The following is a 19,810-nucleotide window of genomic DNA, read 5'->3' as shown; positions in this document are numbered from 1 at the left end:
GGTATCTTCCTTTGTTTCCAGCTAAAATCGGGAGTTGTCCTTGAATCTCATTCATTTTCTTTCACCTGGGTTGCTGCACCTTAATCTGACACCTCAAGAATTATAATAGCGGTACTTGTGAACACTTTTCCAGTTTAGTAATCAAATTACCGATTTAATAATTTTATCTCCTATTCCCACTAGGGATCAAAATCCCATGTCGAGGACTAAACAACAAAGCCAACGTAAACAAACCCGAAACAACTAACACAATCGCCGGACCAGAAGGTAAATTATAAAAGTAACTGAGATACATTCCACTAATACTAGAAATTACCCCAATTACCGCCCCTAAAATCATTACTTCATGTAAACGTTTCACCAATAAATAAGCAGTTGCGCCTGGGGTAATTAAAAGTGATAATACTAAAATTACTCCCACAGCTTTCATGCTGGCAACAATAGTTAAAGCAATTAACAACATTAAACCAAAGTTTAAGCGATTGACTGGTAAACCAGCAGCTTGTGCGCCCAAAGGATCAAAGGTGTAAAATAACAGTTCTTTATATAATAGAAAAACTACTATTAAAACAATAGCTGCAATAATAGCTGTGTCTCTTACTTCGTCCCCGGTTACGCCTAAAATATTGCCAAAAAGAAAATGATTCAAATCAATTTTATTATCTTTTTGAATAACTGTAATTAAAGTAACTCCCAGAGCAAAAAAGGCAGAAAAAACTATGCCCATAGCGGCATCTTCTTTGATAGGAGATCGGGTTTTAATTACCGCTATAGCCATTGTACTTAAAACACCAGCAATAAATGCCCCGACAAAGATATTAGCACCGATCATAAAGGCTATAGCAAGCCCTGGTAAGACTGAATGACTAATAGCATCTCCCAGCAATGCTAGGCGTTGTACCATTAAATAACTACCGACAATGGCACACAGTAAGCCTACTAATATGGCGATGATTAAGGAACGCTGCATGAAGCCATATTGCAACGGTTCTATTAGTGCTTGAAGCATAGATGAAAATGAACCACGAAGGAGCGATAGCGAAGCGTCTCGTTAGAGATAGTAAGCGAAGGAAGAGAGGAAGAAAATACCAATTTTATGTGATGCTGCACAGAATTATAAAACACGACGATTCAGTTAAGCCTAAAAATCTTTTTTAAAACGAACCACAGAGGCACAGAGGACACAGAGACAAGAGAGGAACAAATTCTTAACTGAACTGTATTGAATTATAAAATCAATTAATTCATCCGCGTTTATCTGCGTTTATCTGCGTTCAATTATTCTTGATTTTTTATTCTATGCACCTTCATTTTAATTTGGTATTAGCCGTTATTATGCTGCGTCGGAAAAGTACATAACTTTGCCACTATAAGCTCGATATAAGTTTTCTTCTGTTAAGACTTGTTGGCGTGAACCTGTGGCGATCAATTCGCAATTTAGTAAGATTAAATCATCAAAATGGGTGATTGATTCACCTAAATCATGATTAACTACTAGGACGATTTTATTGTTTTTTGCTAGTTCTTGAAAGACTTCAAATATGATAGTTTGGGTTTTTTGATCTATCCCTACAAATGGTTCATCAAAACAGAAAATTTCTGCTTCTTGAGTTAACGCCCTGGCTAAAAATACCCGTTGTTGTTGTCCTCCTGAAAGTTCACCAATGGGACGATTTTTTAATTCTTCTATTCCCACTCGTTCTAATGCTTGTTTGGCGATTTGGCGGCTAATTGTGGAAAAACTCCGTAACCATCCTGTTTTTTTGACACGCCCCATCATCACTACATCCCACACGGTTGCGGGATAATTCCAGTCAATTTGGCTACGTTGTGGTACATAGGCAACTTTCTCTAGTTGCTGCATTAAAGGCTGATTTTTGTATAAAACTTGACCACTACTCATGGGAACTAATCCCAAAATGGCTTTCATTAATGTACTTTTACCCGCCCCATTGGGTCCAAAAATGCCTGTGATTCTTCCCGGCTTAATTGTGCAATTAACGTCTCTCAATGCTTCTTGTGTGCGGTAATATACGCCTATGTTAGTGATGTTAATTGCTGTTGAGGAATTCATGTCAATGGATTTAATAACTTGTGTAGGTATATCTACTTGATTTTTGGGAGATAGGCTAAATTTTCGGTAAAAAGAAACGTTTTGCATAACCCTAGTTAAAATACTTATTTTTTGAGTTTACTATAAAAATGAGAGAAATATGAAAATATATATAATTAGAAGTAATCACTGAGATAAATGAAACTAATGTTTAATACAATGTATGACTTATTACTGAAACCCCTCTCCAAACCTGTCCCCTGTGAGGAGAGAGGCTTTTATTCTTACTCCCCTTCCCTGCGAGGGAAGGGGTTGGGGGTTAGGTTCTCTTTACTTAATCCCCTTTGTCTAGGAATTTTCCTATCTTTGGCTTTAATGGGTTGTACTCCCAACTCCCAACCCCAGGGAAATACTCAGCCACAGGTTGTAGCAACAAGTACCATTATTGCTGATTTAGCTGAAGAAATTGGCAAAGAAGAAGTACAAATTACGGGAATTCTCAAACCAGGTGCGGACCCTCATGTTTACGAACCTGTACCCGCAGATAGTCGAGTTTTGGAAAAAGCTAACTTGATTTTGTATAACGGTTACAATTTAGAACCGGGACTTATTAAGTTAATGAATGCGACTGGAGGGAAAGCGAAAAAAATAGCTGTGGGAGAAGTTGTTAAATCTTTGAAATTAGATAAAGGTAAAGGGCAAATTATCCCAGATCCTCATGTTTGGGGCAGTGCAGAAAATGTTATCTCTATGGTGAAAGCAATTCGAGATAGTTTAATTGAATTGTCACCAGAAGATCAAGAAAAATTTACTCAAAATGCCGAAAGGCTAACTGATGAATTACAACAATTACATCTTTGGATCATTCAAGAAATTCAAACTATTCCCGCAGATAAAAGGAAACTCATCACTACCCATGATGCTTTTCAATATTACGGAAATGCTTATAAAATAGCGATCGCTGGAACTTTAATTGGCATTAGTACGGAGGAACAACCCAGCGCTCAAACTGTGAAAAAGTTAGTTGAATCTGTTAAAAAAATAGGTGTTCCCGCTATATTTGCCGAAACAACAATTAATCCAGCTTTAATTAAAACAGTAGCCGAAGAAGCCGGAGTAAAATTAGCACCAACTCCACTTTATTCTGATTCTATTGGGGCAAAAGGTAGTAATGGCGATACTTATATAAAAATGATGGCAGCAAATACCCGCGCTATTGTTGAAGCATTGGGGGGAAAATATACGCCATTTCCATTAAAGAGTCAAAAATAAGGATTAGATCCCCGACTTCTCTCAGAAGTCGGGGATCTGATTGATTAATTAACAAACTTGTTCACGAGTTGCTTCTGTGTCTATGGGTTTAATCAGAAATAGCTTGAACATATACCAAAAAATCATTAGAGTTAAGGGAATTTTTTGGATGAATTTCGCAATTTTCCAATCATTGATTTGATTGAGATCAATTATTTTCTGATTATAGACAGCACATTGTTCCAAATACCAGAAAAAGTAAGGGTGATTGGTATTTAAAATAATTGGAAATGCTTTAGCTGCGGTTTTGTTAGTTTCTTCAACTACTTGAGTATTGTATTGACGAGGATGAATCCCTAATATTTCATAGAAATTCCCTCTTTCAAATACTGTCATAGTGTGGGTAGCAAACACAGTTATCAAGAAAAACCGCACCCATAAGCGAGATCTCCAATTATTCCATAATTGGGGTTGAGAACGTAACAAAGCTTTGAAAAAATCACCATGTCTATTCTCATCTTGACACCAGCTTTCAAACTTCCGAAATAGGGGATAAAACTGGTATTCGGGATTTTTTTCCATGTGACGAAATACTAAAATATAACGCCAATAACCTATTTTTTCTGATAGGTAAACTGTGTAAATAACCCACTCTATTGGGAAAAATGTATAGGTACGATTTTTAGTGAGATAACTCAAGTCAAGAGAAAGGTTAAAATCTGCCATTGACTTATTCAGAAATCCCGCATGACGGGCTTCATCTCGCGCTAAATAAGCAAATGCTTCTGATAGTAAAGCGTTACTGTCTTTAAGACGACGAGATAATTCTTTAAACAGTAAAAACCCGGAAAATTCTGAAGTACAAGAACGTTCTAAAAAGTCAATGAAAGCAAGTCGTTTTTCACCAACAATGTGATCCCAACCTTGCTTAAATTCATCATCGCGCACAAAGTGATGACGGTTATAATCAGCCTTGAGTTCGTCAATTACAGACCTTAATTCCGTTTCATACCCAGAAATATCCATTTTTGCCACTGTGTCAAAATCAGTGGTATAAAAACGGGGTGTTAATAATGTTTCTTGAACTGGTGCTTTTACACCTGATTTCGATAAATCAAGTGGGGGTTTATCGAACGATTTAACCATAAGTAGTCCCTTTACCATTGTCTGCCTTAAAATTATATAAGCATAAATATTTGTTATTAGTCATCAGTTAAATTATTGAAACTAATTCTTACAAAAATACTGAATTATCTTTAATTCTCCCATAGTTTAAATACCTATTTACTGAACAAATGTATTTATGAAACCATAAATAAATATGAATACTCTTATAGTTATACAAAGAATAATAGTTAAATGATTTCAGGAGCAGTAAAACTAGCCGAAATCTGCATCGGTAGTAATTTGTGCTGGAGAAATTATTCTCAAAACCCTATTCCCATAGAATAGCAATTTTTCTGTGATGATAACGACGGTGAACTGATAAACAAGTCGTTGAAATTTGCAAACCCTGACACGTAAAGAAGAAGGAACTAAGAATGAGTAATGATTTGGCAATGAAACTGCGTGTAGGAACTCAACAAGCACATACAGATTCAGAAAATCTGGGTTTCATGAAATGTTTTGTCAAAGGAGTTGTAGATAGAGATTGTTTTATTCAGTTGTTGAGGAATTTCTATTTTGTTTACAGTGAACTAGAAACAGCAATTGAGAAACATAAACAGCATCCTGTCATTAATTTGATTTATTTTCCCGAACTAAATCGCCAATCTTCCCTAGAACAAGATATGTTATTTTACTATGGGAATCAATGGCAGAAACGCATCACCCCTTCACCCGCTGCTCAAGCTTATATTGCGCGTATTCAACAAATTTCTACTCATGAACCTGCACTATTGTTAGCTCATTCCTATACTCGTTATTTGGGTGATCTTTCTGGTGGGCAAATGCTACAAAAAATTGCTCAGTCAGCCTTAAAACTGTCTGGACATGAAGGAACATCATTTTACAACTTTCAGCAAATTCCAGACAAGCAGGCTTTCAAAGGAAAGTATCGTCAAGCATTAGATAAACTATCTATTGACGATAAAACCACTGACAAAATTGTGGCAGAAGCTAACCATGCTTTCAAGCTAAATATGCAGATACTTAAAGAGTTGGAAAGTATTTTAATCCAAGCCCTGGGTAGAGCTACTTACAACGAATTAACTTGAGTCTCTGCATCATTTACAAAAATATAATTCATCACCCAATTAATTTTGACAATGATGAATTATATAAAAATCCTAAACAAGATGCAAACATCTATTTATTCTCTTCCTCTGTGTTCTCTGTGCCTCTGTGGTTCGTTAAAAATAATACTAACCACAAACGAATAGGATAAAAATATTCTATTTGCTAATAGCTAAATCCTCAATTACAACATTAAATTGGGAAAATTAATTGTGATTATTCCCAACTAGTAAGGGCGAAGAATTCGGATTGAGAATTAATGGTTTTAGCGATAGTTTATCGGCCGAATGCTGATGCTTCCAGCACGCTCCGCGAACGCCCCTACAAGGACATATACCCACATTTATTGGAGGCTGTAATGGTTTTTCTATTACCTGGTGTTAAGTTTGATTTTGATCTAATTCAAAAGTATGATACTCGCGCTCCTCGATATACGAGTTATCCCCCAGCAACGGAATTAAGTGAAAATTTCACTGCAAGAGATTTCCAATCTGCAATTACCGCTTCCAATCAAAGACAAACACCTCTATCCCTATATTTCCATATTCCTTTTTGCCAAAGCGCTTGTTATTTCTGCGGTTGCAATACCGTGATTACCAATAACAAGAAAATGGCTATTCCATATCTAGAACATTTGGAACAGGAAATCAAAAATACCTCAGCTTTAATTGACAAAGATAGAAAAGTCCTTCAGATTCATTGGGGTGGAGGTACACCGAATTATTTAGAACTTGATCAAGTAGAATTTCTATGGAAAAATATTACCCGTAATTTCCAAATTGCTTCAGATGCAGAAGTATCCATTGAAATTAATCCCCGCTATGTGACTAGAGACTATATCTTATTTTTGCGAGATATTGGCTTTAATCGCATTAGTTTTGGGATTCAAGATTTTAACCCAGAAGTACAAAAAGCGGTGAATCGGATTCAACCAGAAGCACTACTTTTTGATGTGATGAGTTGGATTAAGGAGGCTAAATTTGATAGTGTCAATGTAGACTTAATTTACGGTTTACCTTATCAAACTCTTGACACTTTTCGAGAAACATTACACAAGACAATGGCATTGGATGCTGATAGAATTGTCGTGTTTAATTTTGCCTATGTTCCTTGGATTAAACCTGTACAAAAAATGATTCCCCAAGCCGCATTACCGGGAGCAGAAGAAAAGTTAGATATTCTCAAAATGACGATTGAGGAATTAACTAATAATGAGTATCTGTTTATTGGGATGGATCATTTTGCTAAAAATAACAATGAATTAGCGATCGCTCAACGTCATGGTACACTAAAACGTAATTTCCAAGGTTATACTACCCACGCGGAAACGGAATTGTTTGGTTTCGGTGCCACATCTATTAGTATGTTAGAAGATGCCTATGCTCAAAACCACAAGGAATTAAAGGATTATTACAAAGCAGTTGCCGCAGGTGTAATTCCTACCAGTAAAGGCATTAAACTCACTCAAGATGACATTATTAGACGGGATGTAATTATGTCAATAATGTCTCACTTTCAATTAAATAAGTCAGAGATTGAGCAGAAATATCATATCAATTTTGATAAATATTTTGGCTATGAACTCAAAGAATTAGCACCACTACAAGCGGATGGATTAGTAAATGTATTAGCAGACGAAATCCATATTACTGATATTGGTAGATTGCTAGTTAGAAATATTGCAGTTGTTTTCGATACTCATACAAGAACTAGAGAGACAAAATTCTCGCGTTCTATTTAATTAGCATTGGTATGTAGTGATGATTTATGAACAGAACAAAACTACATACCTTTTGATTTATACAGTTTATGTCATTAGGTAGAAATAAATAATATTAAGCTTTGATAAATTTGACATAACCTAAGTCAATTGTTTGAGGCAATCAATGAATATTATTACTTGGATAATTTTGGGACTATTAGCTGGTGTAATTGCCAAATCAATCTATCCTGGTTATCAAGGTGGGGGGATGATATCCACCATGATCTTAGGTATTGTTGGTGCTTTTATCGGTGGTAGTTTATTTACTCTTCTCCGCACAGGGACTTTACAACTGACATCGGCATCTTTAAGTATTCCTGGGGTAATAGTGGCAGTTCTTGGGGCAATTATTGCCATTTATTTGTGGGGATTATTCCAAAGAGGCAGCAGGGCATAACTTACTAATAGTTAGCTATTGATATAGCATTAATTAAAGTCATTTTCATTAATTTACGTAGGTTGGGTTGACGCAAGGAAACCCAACACTGTTACATTATCAAAACTTTGGTTGGGTTGCGATGCAGCTTAACCCAACCTACATTTTAAATTGTTTCTGGGTCAATATTTAGTTCTCGCAACTTTGCTGCTAAACGTTCTGCGGTTTCTTCAGGGGTAAAAACTAGCTTTCCTTCTGGTGTAAAATACCGTAATAAACCCTCATAAATTCCCAAATATAAACCTAGCTGACGACTCCATAAATGTCCTTTTTCATTTGAAAAGGAGAATTATTTGTCTCAGATGTAGTTCTGTTTCCACGGGAGGTTCATTACTATATAAATCACTGGGAGGAAAAATTATATCTTGAGAGATGTTTTCTTGACATTCTAATTCTTGAGTAATCATCATAATATGATACCAAGTAGTTATTTGTTGATTATAGCATTAATTTTTATCATCAGGATTTAGAGGATTTAAAGATTAACAAGATGTTCTATTTATTCATCCTGAACATCCTCAAATTCTGGATATCCTGATTCTGACAATTTCCAAAATTTTCTAACCATCAAAAATCATTCATCCTGAACATCCTCAAATTCTGGATATCCTGATTCTGACAATTTCATTTTTCTACAGACTTCGCTATTACCCCTAATTGTAAACCTAGAGGAAAACTCCCTTCTTCCTTGATGCGTTTAATTTCCGCAGCAGTAATTGGCAAATTTAACCTTTGTGCTAATGCTTGGACAATATCCCCTCTATCAATGACACCAGCAACAGCATCCGCAGGAGAAAGAACAGTAATCTGAGGTAATTGTTCAGTTTCTAATTTCTTAATTACCTCTGCTAAAGAAGTAGATTCAACAACAGTAGGAATTGTATTTAGGGGATGAACAATAGTTTGTAAAGTTTGGGTTTCCCATTCACTTCTTTGGGTAGTTCGCAAATCATTAATATTAACTAAACCGCGATAACGACCATCAGCTGCCGCAAAATAAACTTCTGGTGTAGTTGTTTCTAAAAGATAAGAATCAGCAAATTCTCGCAATGTTTGATTAGCATCAACTACCCGAAAATTACGAGTCATACCATCAGATACTACTAACTTTAGTAAAGTTTCTTGTAATGTAGTTACCCGGTCATAACTGTTAGCATTCCGAACCGCAAACCAACCGATCAAAACAATCCATAAACCCGTGATAAATTCTCTGGTGAAGAAATCAATGGCAAATCCCAAAGCGATCGCACTATAACCTAAAATTTGTCCGGCTTTTGCTGCCCAGTGTACAGCTTTAAAGCGATCGCCTGTAATTTTCCACAAAGCCGCTTTTAACACCTGTCCCCCGTCCAAAGGTAAACCAGGAATTAAATTAAATAAAGCCACAACTAAGTTAATTCTTGATAAATCTCCCATCATTTCATGCAAAGGATTACTATCAGGAATTACACTCGCACCCAGACGCAGTAACAAAAATAGGATAACACTTACCGCAGGTCCAGCGATCGCTACTTGAAAAGCTTTACCAGGAGTTTTTGATTCCTCCTCGATGGCCGCAACTCCCCCAAACAAAAACAAAGTAATAGAATTCACCTTAATTCCTTGGGACTGTGCCACCAAGCTATGTCCCAACTCATGCAGTAGCACCGAAGCAAATAACAACAGTGCCATAATCAAACCAGCACTCCAACCCGCGACAGTCCCCCATTGTTGGTAAGCAAATCCAAAATTCAGGGTAGTTAACCCCAAAATTACAAACCATAAGGGGTCTAAAAATAAAGGAATGCCAAATAAAGAACCTATTTGCCAATTAGTTTGCATAACATCAATTTATCTAGTTTTTCAATACCTTCAACACAATCCTGAACCCTATTAATATCCTAACGATTTTATTGGTTTTGGGATCTATATTTGCACAGAATCATAAAATCCATTAATTCATCCGTCTTTATCTGCGTTTATCTGCGTTTATCTGCGGTCAATTATTCTGAGAATTTAATTCCTCAAAAACCAAAAATTGTGAAATAATTATTCAATCTTAAATAAAACAGACGAGTCAATATTTTCTAAGCTAAAAAAAGCTGAACAACTTCTAATTACTGCCATAGAATTACCAAATATTTGCGTCCAAAATCTTAATATAATAAAATACAAAGGTGTTTGCTGCGGTTCTTTTTCAGCTAGTCCTTAATTATGAGACAGATCAGTAAATCTAAAAAAAATGCTAATTGCTACCAATAGGATCAATAAAAATTTAACTGGAAAATATTTACTATTCAATTTTGATTTAAACTTAATTATGTCAACCAGCAAAGTGGTTAGGACATTAGCGGTAAGTAATTTGATTTTTACCTACCGCTGAATTTTTACTCTCTATAGCAAGAGAGGATGAAATCGAACTTACAAGCGACCAATATTAGTCAGTCCTAACACAATACCAATACCAATCACATGACCAAAAGCCATTGCCCCAATGAATCCTGGTACACTCACAGGTAATACAGGCATCCTTGGTCCGACTTTAGCAGATTTGAGTGCAAAAGTGAATAAAAGTACAACTGCGCTGCTGGCGCTGATAATGATACCGACTGTAGGACTCCACACTGGTGTAACAGGAACGGATGCTGCGGCTAATAAAACTGATAACATGAAAGTGTGTTCTCCTGATTGAAAAAATGAATATAATCCTACCGAATTATAAAATTACTAAGGACAAAGCAAAAGTTTTTAACTTGAATTAAGATACTTTTGTGATTATTTGTAACTTTTCAGATGAAAATTCGGGTTAAAATTTGCGGTATTACTCAACCAGAGCAGTCTCTAGCTATAACTTCCCTCGGTGCAACAGCGCTAGGATTTATCTGTGTTCCCAGTTCCCCTCGCTACGTTAGTATAGCTCAAATTCAGGCAGCTATCGCTCCAATTACCCCAAATATTGATAAGATCGGCGTTTTTGCTAACACCACTATTTCCGAAATTAGTCAAATAGTTAAAAAGTCTGGTTTAACTGGTGTCCAGCTACATGGAGACGAAACACCAGAATTTTGCCATCAATTACGTCAATCTTTATCCCAAGTAGAAATTATTAAAGCTATACGAGTCCACAGTTTAGAGCATCTACAAACCACCACGCATTATACAGATTATGTAGATACCCTACTACTTGATGCCTACCATCCCCAACACCTAGGAGGAACAGGACAAACCCTAGATTGGCTAATGTTAAATCAGGAATTTAGCCCCTCTCTCCCTTGGTTCTTAGCCGGAGGACTCACACCAGATAATATTTTGACTGCTTTAAGTCAAATTAACCCCCATGGTATTGATTTATCCAGTGGTGTCGAACACTCACCAGGTAACAAAGATTTAGACAAAGTAGCTCTATTATTTCAAAATCTGGGGAATAGGTAATTGGTCAGTTGTCAGTAGGGGCGAAGCATTTGGAAGATAAATTATCGGTCATTGCCAAAAATAGTTCTCCAAATGCTTCGCCCGTACAGTTGTCAGTTGAAAAAATCTGTTCCCTGTTCCCTGCTCCCCGTTCCCTGTTCCCTCATTAAAAGAATGACGGTTGGTGACGAATCAAGCTGAAGAATTCTTCACGGGTTTTCTGTTCTTCCTGGAATACTCCTACCATTGAACTGGTAACTGTCCAAGAACCAGGTTTTTGCACTCCACGCATTACCATGCACATATGACTGGCTTCCATGACGACAGCAACACCTTTAGGTTCGAGAACGGTTTGCAGTGCTTCAGCAATTTGTCGAGTTAGTCTTTCTTGGACTTGTAACCGGCGAGAATACATTTCCACAATCCGTGCTAGTTTACTTAATCCCACCACTTTTTGATTGGGAATATAAGCCACGTGCGCTCTACCCATAAATGGCAACATATGATGTTCGCATAAGCTAAAGAAGTTAATATCTCTAACTAACACCATTTCATCATGTCCTTCATCAAAAATAGCACCATTGATGAGGTCTTCTAAAGATTGATTATAGCCACTGGTAAGAAACTTCATCGCCTTAGCTACGCGCTTGGGTGTTTTCAGAAGTCCTTCCCGTTCAGGATCTTCTCCTACTCCCACAATCATTGTTCGCACCGCTGCCATCATTTCATCCATGATTTCCTCAGATGGTGGATGTATTTGTGGTTCTTTGCCATCATGAGTATTACGGTCTGGGCGGACAGTGATAGCTTCTGCTAAGTCGGGAATCAAGGGAGATTGTGTGCGATTAGAACCGTTTGAACTGGCGATAGTCATGATTGAATTTTAGTAATTTGTCAGTTGTCAGTTGTTAGTAGGGGCGAAGCATTTGGAAGATAAATTATCGGTCATTGCCAAAAATAGTTCTGCAAATGCTTCGCCCGTACAGTTGTCAGTGGTAATTAAAGAGATAAATGATAAAATCACCAATTAGAGAACACCAGCATTGGACATAATCGTCAATTCTTGAATTACTGCTTCTTGTGGTAATAAGACAGTGTGCAGAATTGTTGTTGCCACAATTTCTGGAGTTAACATTTGGGAACGGTCAAAGTTGGCTTGGACTGTAGGTGTATCCCAAATTTCCGTATTCACAGAACCAGGACAAATGGCAATGACGCGAATGCCATTAGCACGTTCTTCTTGTGCGAGGGTTTGGGATAGGAAAAGAAGTCCTGCTTTGCTGACGCAGTAAGCGCCCCAACCCGGAAAAGCTTGTTTGCCAGCTATAGAGGCAATATTAATAATTGTGCCTTGGCCTTGTTGGCGCATTCCTGGCAAAATTCCCATCATGCACTGAAAGACACTGGTGAGATTTAAATTAATTACCTGTTGCCAGTCTTCTAAAGGTGTTTCACTCAGGTTGCCCGTATATCCAATCCCAGCGTTATTGATGAGAATATTTATGTTGCCAAATTCGTCAGCTATTCCTTGAATTTTGGATTTAACCTGGGTAACTTCAGCTAAGTCTACACAAAAGGCTTTGGCTTCTACTCCTAACTCCTGTGCAGCTTTAGCTACGGACTCTAGTTTATCCTGAGAACGGCTGACCAATGCTACATCTATCCCAGCCTTGGCAAATGCCAAAGCTGTTGCTTTGCCAATTCCGCTACTAGCACCAGTAATTAAGGCGCGTCTTTTTTGCTCAAAATTCATGATATTTTCCAACTTTTTGGCAATGCTGTCAGCCAACAGATGCTCATAAACCCAAGTAAATACAAATGCCTATAGCTCTTGAAGATTGTTAAAAATCTTTAAGCAGCCATAGGCAATTATAGCATTGCTGTGATTCTATGCCATTTTCTTGAGTATTTTTAGTGAGCAAGTTCTGTGAAAACGCCGATATTACGGAATTTATCATAACGGAGTTGGCGACGTTCAGCAGGTGTCAGACGGTTCAGTTCGTCTAAGTTTTCTAGCAAGGCTTGTTTCAAGTTTGTCGCTGCTGTTAAAGGGTCTGAGTGTGCGCCACCCAAGGGTTCAGGGAGAATTTGGTCAATAATGCCCAAGTTTTTGAGGTCGTGGGAGATAATTTTTAAGGCTACGGCGGCCAGGTGAGATTTACTGGCATCTTTCCACAAAATTGCAGCGCAGGCTTCCGGGGTAGCGACGGTATAAACTGAGTGTTCAAACATCAATAGGCGATCGCCTACACCAATACCTAACGCCCCACCAGAACCACCTTCACCAATAACTGTGCAAATGATGGGTACGTCAAAACTGAACATTTCCCGCAGGTTATAGGCGATCGCTTCTCCTTGTCCTTGATGTTCGGCTTCTATGCCTGCCCAAGCCCCAGGAGTATCAATAAAGGTCAAAATTGGCATACTAAACTTATTGGCGTGTTCCATGAGGCGCAGAGCCTTACGGTAGCCCCCAGGAGCAGCCATACCAAAGTTCCGAGCCACGTTATCTTTAGTATCTCGACCTTTTTGATGTCCTAACATCATCACCGGTTGTCCAGCGATGCGACCAACGCCACCAACTAAAGCTGGATCATCTCCGCCACAGCGATCGCCATGCAACTCCATCCATTCATCACTAATAGATTGAATATAATCTAAAGTGCTAGGGCGGCGGGGATGACGGGCTACCTGCAATCGTTGAGATGGTGTCAGACTACTAAAAATCTCTTCCCGTAATTGCGTCGCCCTTGTCTCTAGTTGGCGAATTTGTCCAGAAACATCAACACCATTTTCTTCAGCCAGTTGGCGAATTTGGTCAATGCGAGTGGCCAGTTCTGCTAAAGGCTTTTCAAAATCTAACAGTAGCGGTTTGCGCTCAGTGGTTGCCATATTTATATTAGTTGTCAGTTGTTAGTTGTTGGTTGTCAGTTGTCAGTCGTCCGTTGTCAGTTGTTAGTTGTCTTTTCTTTGCCACTGACCACTGACCACTGACTAATGACTAAACTAGCAATGGTCTAAAACCGTGTTTAATGGACACACGACCAATTTGCTCCATTTTGTCTACGGTAATCTGATTACGCCCCCAAGAAAAGTTTGTATATAACTTCTCAAATTCCAATAGCATTGATTCTGCAAAACAAGCAAATAATTGCCGACCTGGCACATCCATATTGACAATTTTCATAATTTTCCAGTCAATATCTAGGGAATGCTCCACAATGCCACCATTTAACACATACACCCCTGGGTGCTGAATTTTTGTGCCTAAGTTTTTAGGATAGCCACCATCAATCAATAGACAGGGTTGTTTTAATGTTGTCGGGTCAATTTCTACGCCTTTGGGCATACTCGCCACCCAAACGACAATATCCGCTTGGGGTAATGCTTCCTGTAATCCCATGATTTTACCGCGTCCTAGTTCTGCTTGCAGTTCTTGGAGACGTTCTTGATTTCTAGCAATTAATAGTAATTCTTGGACATCTGTTTTTTTATCTAGCCAGCGGGTGACTGCGCTACCAATATCCCCCGTTGCACCGCACACAGCTACAGTTGCTTTGGACAATTCAATCCCTAGTTGTTTAGAGGCTTCTTCTACTTGCCGACAAATAATGTAAGCTGTATGAGTATTGCCTGTGGTGAAGCGTTCAAAATCTAGGTTAATATTGCGGACTTGTTTGAACTGCTCTAAATTAAAGTTCTCAAAAATAATTGAGGAAAATCCTCCCAAAGCTGTAATATCAATGCCATGCTTTTGAGCATGAGCCATAGCGTTGAGAATTTTCCGCGTGGCAGCTTTAATACGACGATTGGCCAGCATTTCTGGCAAAAAGCAAGATTCTACATACTTTCCTTCTATTTTCTGCCCGGTGATACTGGTGACAGTGATATGATCAACTATTTGCGGCGGGGCGCTACACCAAAAGTCTAGCCCTTGATCGGCATATTCTGGATATCCCAATTCTTGAGCTACTGATTGAGCGTGTTCTAAACTAGTCAGATGTCCAATTAAACCAAACATGGAGTGATATATTAGGCGTGTGCTGTCGTGCAAAACTGTGGAATTAGTGGGCAATACCAACTTTGGATTTGAGATTTTGGATTTTGGAGAAATCGCAAACTATAGTATCTAATTATTAAAAATACTACATAAGGGGTCAATGTTCACAGTTGACGGTTGACTACAGAACTATTACTCCCCTACCTCCCCTACCTCCCCTACCTCCCCTACCTCCCCTACTTCCCCTACTTCCCCTACCTCCCTGGGGTAACAAAGTCGTCACCCCTGTGGGCAGTTATTAAACGGTTGCCAGTCCGTAGGCTGAAAGACGCATGATGTCACGGGTGGTAAAGCCAATGTTACTTAATGCTTCACCGTATTGAATCATAAAGTCTTCTACTAAAGCATCTTTTTCCATTGCTAAGACTTTGGCATCGTCTGCTACTTCGTTCAGCATTTTCCAGACAATGGGCAGATTTTGGCGGTTTGCTGCTTCTAATTCGGCTTGAGATTCTGTAAAGTTTTCTTGCAACCACACTTCACCAAAGTTAAGATGGCTGTATTCTTCTTTTACAACTCCTTCTGTGATTTTACGAGCGAAATCATCAGCTACGGGAATGTAGATATTATAGGCAGCGATCGCAAAACATTCGATAATTAATGATTGAATCAAAAGGCAAGTAACGACTTTACCTTCTTTGGCTGCGGTTTGAAAATTGTCGTGTAGTCCCAAGAAAAACTTTTTAGCGAATACTAAATCTGGAGTCACTTTTAAATTCCGTCCACAGGCTTCAAAACCTTTTTTGTGGCGACTTTCCATTTTCGAGAGACGAATTAATTCCTCTTCCTGTGCTGGCAGCAGTTTCGCTAATGTCATGTAATTTTCGTGGGCTTCTTGTTCCCCTTCAATGACAATGGCATTGATGCGGCTATAAGCATCTTTATATATTTCGCTTTGGAAATCAATTTTTTCAATTTGGTCTACAAGCTGCTGCATATTCGGTGTTACTCCGTTGTCCATGAATTATTTAATACAAAAACTTAAATTACCCGATCAATTTGGGGTAATTATCACTGTGATTTAATTTAACTTAACAAGAAACTATAGTTATTAAATTAGTTTTTACTGATGGTTGTACCAACAGAAAAACAAATGTATGGAGTCATAGCCAATGTCCAAGCTAAACTGGAATCTAAAAAAATGCCAATTTGTTGAGCCTGTTAGTAGCGCTAACAAGTGCATTTATAGGGTTACTGCCGCTAATTGTGGTTTTCCTGACCTCTTTTGGGGGTGCGAACAGGCACTTCCCCAAATAATTGGACTTTAGCCAATTACCGGGGGGTAGGGACAAGGGAAGTTTTTATTAGCTTTTGCTAATTCTACCTTAGTAGCGATCGCAGTTACGGCTTTTCCAATTTTCACTTCTGCTTGATCTTAATTGGTGAGTGGAATGATTGATTTAAACCTTTAGTATTTACAACCAGATGGGAATTAAGCAAAGTATAGTTGGCTTTATTGCAGTTATAAGAGCAGTTTACCAATAGTTGTTCGTTAGTGATAGCAGCAGTGACAATTGCTACGATAGCCGTGATAGTGTTATTTTTAATTAGTCAATGCCAGTTTATTTAAGGTATTGCTACAAAATTCTGATTCAGACAAATAAAATACACGAAACAATAAAATATCTATGTCAGCAAGAGATTTATTTCATCAAGCAGTTAGAACCGCATTAGAAAAAGAAGGATGGATAATTACAGATGATCCTTTAGAGGTAGAATTAGAGGAGATAACCTTTAGAATTGATTTAGGTGCAGAAAGATTAATAGCAGCAGAAAAAGGAGAAAAAAAAATTGCTGTAGAAATCAAAAGTTTTGCTAGTAACTCAGCAGTCAGTGAATTCCATACAGCATTAGGACAATTTCTTAATTATCAAACTATGTTAGAAGAAATTGAGTCAGAGAGAGAATTATATTTAGCTGTTCCCAAAGATGCTTATATTTCTTTTTTTCAAACTCGATTTGCTAAAATTACTGTAAAAAAATATCAAGTTAAAATCATAGTATATAATCCAGATCAGGAGGTAATCATACAATGGCCAACATAGAACATTATCGTCAGTGTATTCAAACCATCATCAAAGAACATGGTAAATTTAAGCCCAAATATGACGAAATAGATAATGAACTGATTTTTGATACTATTCATGATCATTATCAACTTATGCGTGTTGGTTGGGATGATTTAAGAAGAGTTTATCATAGCGTTATTCATTTCGACATTAAAGATAACAAAATCTGGATTCAACAAAACATGACAGAATCAGATTTAGCTCAAGAACTTGTAAATATGGGAATACGAAAAGAAGATATTGTTTTTGGTTTACAACCACCCTACAAACGCCCTTATACTGGTTATGGTGTAGCTTGATTGTTGAATGTTTCAGTTGTCAGAATCAGGATTTCTTTCCTTTGAATGAAACAAAAAAAACCTACAATGTCAGTTAAACCACTTCAGCCAAACAGATAAAAACACTAAACTCAGATTCCGTCACCATCATCAAATATGCAAAAGTTGGGTTTAGGGTTAATTATTATCTCATTTTTACCGTGGCTGATAATTGCTGTAATTGTCCCATTTTTGCCAATTTCTCTCGCCCAAAAAGCTATATTAGTCCCAGTATTATTGGTCTTGGCTGAAGTTCTATTTTGGTTGGGTGCGCTGTTGGTGGGGAAAGAAGTAGTGCAAAAGTATCGCCGTTATTTAAATTTCCGTTATCTAAATATACTCGTCAAAAGATGGAAGCGGAAAAATAGAAAAAGATGATAATTAGGTAGAATCAGTATTTATAAATCTCTATGTAGGTTAGGAAAATGGCAGCACAAAAACTCAGCGAAGCAGAACTAAAATTAGCCCTCAATAGTTTACCAGGATGGCAAATTAAAGAAGGCAAATTATACAAAGAATATAAATTTAGCTCCTTTGCAACTGCGTTAGGTTGGATGGTTAGTGTGGGTGTTCACGCGGAAAAACTTGGACATCACCCGGAATGGTTTAATGTTTACAGTACAGTCCAGGTAAATCTTATTACCCACGACATCGGTAATGCTATCAGCAATTTGGATGTAGAACTGGCGAAGAAAATGGAAGAATTAGCACCGTAAGATTGGGGAAGTTGGAGAAGTTGGGGAAGTTGGGGAAGTTGGGGAAGTTGGGGACTGGGAAAGAGTTTGACTAATTACCAATTACCAATTACCAATCACCAATTACCAATTACCAATTACCAATTACCCATTACCAATTACCCATTACCAATCACCAATCACCAATTACCCATTACCCATTACCTATTACTTAACTCGTTTCCTGAATCTGTAAGCGGATAGTGTGTTCTGTTGTACCGCTTAATTGCAGTTCCATGATTTCCCCTCCTAGAGGTTCTATGCAGGTGAGGAGCGATCGCAAATTAGGCGTACTTGCACCAGTATCCACATATAACCTGTCCGCTAAACTACTAATTTTTTTCCAGGTCATGTACAATTTGCCAATGGTTTGTTCAATTTGCGATGCTTGATTGACCAAGTCAGCAGCAATACTTAAACAACCGACTCGTTGGGCTTCTTCTAAGGCAGTTTCAATATCTACGTCTTCCGCTATTAACGCTTGCACTTGGGCAGCAGATTTGAGATATTTGGCTAATTGTCGGGCTTCTGAGGTAGCTTGTTTGACAGTATCAACATCAGGATTGGCGGCTATATCCCTTTGTAATGCCTTTTGGTGCAATTCGGGCAGTTTTTCCATTTCCTTGACCAGAGGGGCAATGTAGCGCGGTGGCAGACTGTTATCTGCGGCTTTTTCCCTAACTTCTTCTGGTAATAAATCGGAGGACATGGCTGTCCATTCGTCACTGAGTTGACGGACTTCTCTGCGGGTAATGCGATCGCCTTTCTCCGCAGCTTCACTGACCATCTGTTGTACTTCTGGAGACGCTTTGGCGGTTTCTACAAATGCCCGTTTACTAAAGTTATTAACCGTGTCTGGGTTCAGTTTGCCATCTGATATCAAGGTATCAGCACTATTGGCTAATTGAATCCAACTGTATGCCTGGGTTTTGCTGATTTCTCGTTCTTTAAGCCATTTGAGAAAACCCGCACCGCGTCCATCTCCGCCCTTTTTCTCACGGTCACGAATAGAGCGTAAAATGCGACCACGCCAAATTTCTGTTTGTAAATCAAAGCGATCGCATACCTGCCATGCTACATCAAGTTGTTGTAAAAAGTCGGACTCAGGAATTTGTTCATCTTCTGGATCAGGTAATGCAAAGTCTAAATCTGCTGGCTGTTGGAGTGCAGCAGCAATGTCATTCATAGAGTCGGTATCTTGCACGATGGATAGCTGGTTGGGGTATGCGATTTAGCTTATATTCACGCAATTTACTATTTTGACAATTGGTGAATCAAGCAAGTAAGTATTTTACTTTAAAAATTAAATTTTAGGGGACTGGGAAAATGAGAAAATGGAGATGCTGATAGGTGGAGCAAATAAAGGAGCTAAACCCCGTTTAGGTTGAAAACCATAGTTTTACAGCAAATTGTCATCAAACGTGCTACAGATGGAAAGGGTTTAACCCATTACTAAACTTCGTTATACGATTTATTTTTGTAGTGGGTTTGATCGAAAACTGC

The 19,810-nt window shown here is 38.1% G+C and carries 22 protein-coding genes and 1 pseudogene; 11 read left to right on the top strand and 12 right to left on the bottom strand.

From position 1 onward, the window contains the following. Nucleotides 1–163: 163 nt before the first annotated feature. Both FJR08_RS19990 and FJR08_RS19985 read right to left on the bottom strand, forming a co-directional pair. Complete coding sequence (locus tag FJR08_RS19990; protein ID WP_168634311.1) at nucleotides 164–1,009, bottom strand: metal ABC transporter permease; 846 nt, start codon at nucleotides 1,007–1,009, stop codon at nucleotides 164–166. A 324-nt stretch (nucleotides 1,010–1,333) separates the two neighbouring features. Next, entirely contained in the window at nucleotides 1,334–2,161 is an 828-nt protein-coding gene (locus FJR08_RS19985; protein WP_168634310.1) for a metal ABC transporter ATP-binding protein, read from the bottom strand. A gap of 267 nt (nucleotides 2,162–2,428) precedes the next feature. Between FJR08_RS19985 and FJR08_RS19980 the strand changes: the two genes are divergently transcribed. After that, entirely contained in the window at nucleotides 2,429–3,325 is an 897-nt protein-coding gene (locus FJR08_RS19980; RefSeq protein WP_254434419.1) for a metal ABC transporter substrate-binding protein, read from the top strand. 48 nt (nucleotides 3,326–3,373) lie between these two features. Here FJR08_RS19980 and acsF read toward each other — a convergent pair whose 3' ends face one another. Then, nucleotides 3,374–4,450 carry a magnesium-protoporphyrin IX monomethyl ester (oxidative) cyclase gene (acsF, locus tag FJR08_RS19975; protein ID WP_015079143.1) on the bottom strand — a complete coding sequence of 359 codons (1,077 nt, stop codon included), beginning with the start codon at nucleotides 4,448–4,450 and terminating at the stop codon, nucleotides 3,374–3,376. 395 nt (nucleotides 4,451–4,845) lie between these two features. Here acsF and FJR08_RS19970 point away from each other — a divergent pair, with 395 nt between their 5' ends. The 3 genes from FJR08_RS19970 to FJR08_RS19960 all read left to right on the top strand — a co-directional run bounded on the left by FJR08_RS19970 (nucleotide 4,846) and on the right by FJR08_RS19960 (nucleotide 7,698). Beyond that, the gene (locus FJR08_RS19970; protein WP_015079144.1) at nucleotides 4,846–5,520 is read left to right on the top strand and encodes a heme oxygenase (biliverdin-producing); all 675 of its coding nucleotides are present in this window, start codon (nucleotides 4,846–4,848) and stop codon (nucleotides 5,518–5,520) included. A gap of 377 nt (nucleotides 5,521–5,897) precedes the next feature. Beyond that, on the top strand, nucleotides 5,898–7,280 hold the full coding sequence (gene hemN / locus FJR08_RS19965) for an oxygen-independent coproporphyrinogen III oxidase (RefSeq protein WP_015079145.1): 1,383 nt from the start codon (nucleotides 5,898–5,900) through the stop codon (nucleotides 7,278–7,280). Nucleotides 7,281–7,425: 145 nt separating this feature from the next. After that, on the top strand, nucleotides 7,426–7,698 hold the full coding sequence (locus FJR08_RS19960; protein WP_015079146.1) for a GlsB/YeaQ/YmgE family stress response membrane protein: 273 nt from the start codon (nucleotides 7,426–7,428) through the stop codon (nucleotides 7,696–7,698). A gap of 145 nt (nucleotides 7,699–7,843) precedes the next feature. Here FJR08_RS19960 and FJR08_RS19955 read toward each other — a convergent pair. From FJR08_RS19955 to psaK, 3 genes and pseudogenes are all read right to left on the bottom strand, one after another. Further along, nucleotides 7,844–8,147, bottom strand: a pseudogene (locus FJR08_RS19955) (hypothetical protein). Between the two features lie 214 nt (nucleotides 8,148–8,361). Further along, nucleotides 8,362–9,558, bottom strand: a complete 1,197-nt coding sequence (locus tag FJR08_RS19950) for a site-2 protease family protein (protein WP_168634308.1) — start codon at nucleotides 9,556–9,558, stop codon at nucleotides 8,362–8,364. Nucleotides 9,559–10,137: 579 nt separating this feature from the next. Continuing rightward, a complete protein-coding gene (gene psaK / locus FJR08_RS19945; RefSeq protein ID WP_015079149.1) occupies nucleotides 10,138–10,386 on the bottom strand; it encodes a photosystem I reaction center subunit PsaK in 249 nt (82 codons plus the stop codon). A gap of 129 nt (nucleotides 10,387–10,515) precedes the next feature. Here psaK and FJR08_RS19940 point away from each other — a divergent pair, with 129 nt between their 5' ends. After that, complete coding sequence (locus FJR08_RS19940) at nucleotides 10,516–11,148, top strand: phosphoribosylanthranilate isomerase (protein ID WP_168634315.1); 633 nt, start codon at nucleotides 10,516–10,518, stop codon at nucleotides 11,146–11,148. Between the two features lie 145 nt (nucleotides 11,149–11,293). Here FJR08_RS19940 and folE read toward each other — a convergent pair whose 3' ends face one another. Continuing rightward, nucleotides 11,294–12,001, bottom strand: a complete 708-nt coding sequence (gene folE / locus FJR08_RS19935; RefSeq protein WP_148762926.1) for a GTP cyclohydrolase I FolE — start codon at nucleotides 11,999–12,001, stop codon at nucleotides 11,294–11,296. Nucleotides 12,002–12,032: 31 nt separating this feature from the next. Here folE and FJR08_RS24075 point away from each other — a divergent pair, with 31 nt between their 5' ends. Then, on the top strand, nucleotides 12,033–12,158 hold the full coding sequence (locus FJR08_RS24075; protein ID WP_256369741.1) for a hypothetical protein: 126 nt from the start codon (nucleotides 12,033–12,035) through the stop codon (nucleotides 12,156–12,158). On the opposite strand, the gene FJR08_RS19930 is transcribed toward FJR08_RS24075, so the two are convergent. From FJR08_RS19930 to FJR08_RS19915, 4 genes are all read right to left on the bottom strand, one after another. Beyond that, nucleotides 12,155–12,880 (bottom strand): SDR family oxidoreductase, encoded by a 726-nt coding sequence (locus FJR08_RS19930; RefSeq protein ID WP_015079152.1) that lies wholly within the window; start codon nucleotides 12,878–12,880, stop codon nucleotides 12,155–12,157. The genes FJR08_RS24075 and FJR08_RS19930 overlap by 4 nt on opposite strands. A 158-nt stretch (nucleotides 12,881–13,038) precedes the next feature. Continuing rightward, nucleotides 13,039–14,019 carry an acetyl-CoA carboxylase carboxyltransferase subunit alpha gene (locus FJR08_RS19925; RefSeq protein ID WP_015079153.1) on the bottom strand — a complete coding sequence of 327 codons (981 nt, stop codon included), beginning with the start codon at nucleotides 14,017–14,019 and terminating at the stop codon, nucleotides 13,039–13,041. Nucleotides 14,020–14,128: 109 nt separating this feature from the next. After that, the gene (locus tag FJR08_RS19920; protein WP_015079154.1) at nucleotides 14,129–15,148 is read right to left on the bottom strand and encodes a long-chain acyl-[acyl-carrier-protein] reductase; all 1,020 of its coding nucleotides are present in this window, start codon (nucleotides 15,146–15,148) and stop codon (nucleotides 14,129–14,131) included. Nucleotides 15,149–15,425: 277 nt separating this feature from the next. Further along, complete coding sequence (locus FJR08_RS19915) at nucleotides 15,426–16,124, bottom strand: aldehyde oxygenase (deformylating) (protein ID WP_168634314.1); 699 nt, start codon at nucleotides 16,122–16,124, stop codon at nucleotides 15,426–15,428. Nucleotides 16,125–16,815: 691 nt separating this feature from the next. Here FJR08_RS19915 and FJR08_RS19905 point away from each other — a divergent pair. From FJR08_RS19905 to FJR08_RS19885, 5 genes are all read left to right on the top strand, one after another. Continuing rightward, entirely contained in the window at nucleotides 16,816–17,232 is a 417-nt protein-coding gene (locus FJR08_RS19905) for a XisH family protein (protein WP_168634307.1), read from the top strand. Continuing rightward, nucleotides 17,220–17,555 carry a XisI protein gene (locus FJR08_RS19900; protein WP_168634306.1) on the top strand — a complete coding sequence of 112 codons (336 nt, stop codon included), beginning with the start codon at nucleotides 17,220–17,222 and terminating at the stop codon, nucleotides 17,553–17,555. Before FJR08_RS19905 ends, FJR08_RS19900 begins: the two co-directional genes overlap by 13 nt. Before the next feature lie 135 nt (nucleotides 17,556–17,690). Next, nucleotides 17,691–17,951: a transporter suffix domain-containing protein gene (locus FJR08_RS19895; RefSeq protein ID WP_168634305.1), complete on the top strand. Its 261-nt coding sequence runs from the start codon at nucleotides 17,691–17,693 to the stop codon at nucleotides 17,949–17,951. Between the two features lie 47 nt (nucleotides 17,952–17,998). Continuing rightward, a complete protein-coding gene (locus tag FJR08_RS19890) occupies nucleotides 17,999–18,289 on the top strand; it encodes a 4a-hydroxytetrahydrobiopterin dehydratase (protein ID WP_015079161.1) in 291 nt (96 codons plus the stop codon). Between the two features lie 66 nt (nucleotides 18,290–18,355). Continuing rightward, a complete protein-coding gene (locus FJR08_RS19885; protein ID WP_168634304.1) occupies nucleotides 18,356–18,511 on the top strand; it encodes a hypothetical protein in 156 nt (51 codons plus the stop codon). Here the strand turns inward: FJR08_RS19885 and FJR08_RS19880 are convergent. Continuing rightward, nucleotides 18,480–19,511, bottom strand: coding sequence for a hypothetical protein (locus tag FJR08_RS19880; RefSeq protein WP_168634303.1), 1,032 nt, complete (start codon nucleotides 19,509–19,511; stop codon nucleotides 18,480–18,482). The two genes, FJR08_RS19885 and FJR08_RS19880, sit on opposite strands and share 32 nt — an antisense overlap. Nucleotides 19,512–19,810 lie beyond the last annotated feature (299 nt).

The sequence above is a fragment of the Dolichospermum sp. UHCC 0260 genome, assembly GCF_009711985.1.
Taxonomy (GTDB): Bacteria; Cyanobacteriota; Cyanobacteriia; order Cyanobacteriales; family Nostocaceae; genus Dolichospermum; species Dolichospermum lemmermannii.
Note: the sequence above shows the minus strand (reverse complement) of the source record. Positions and strands in the feature narration are given on the sequence as shown.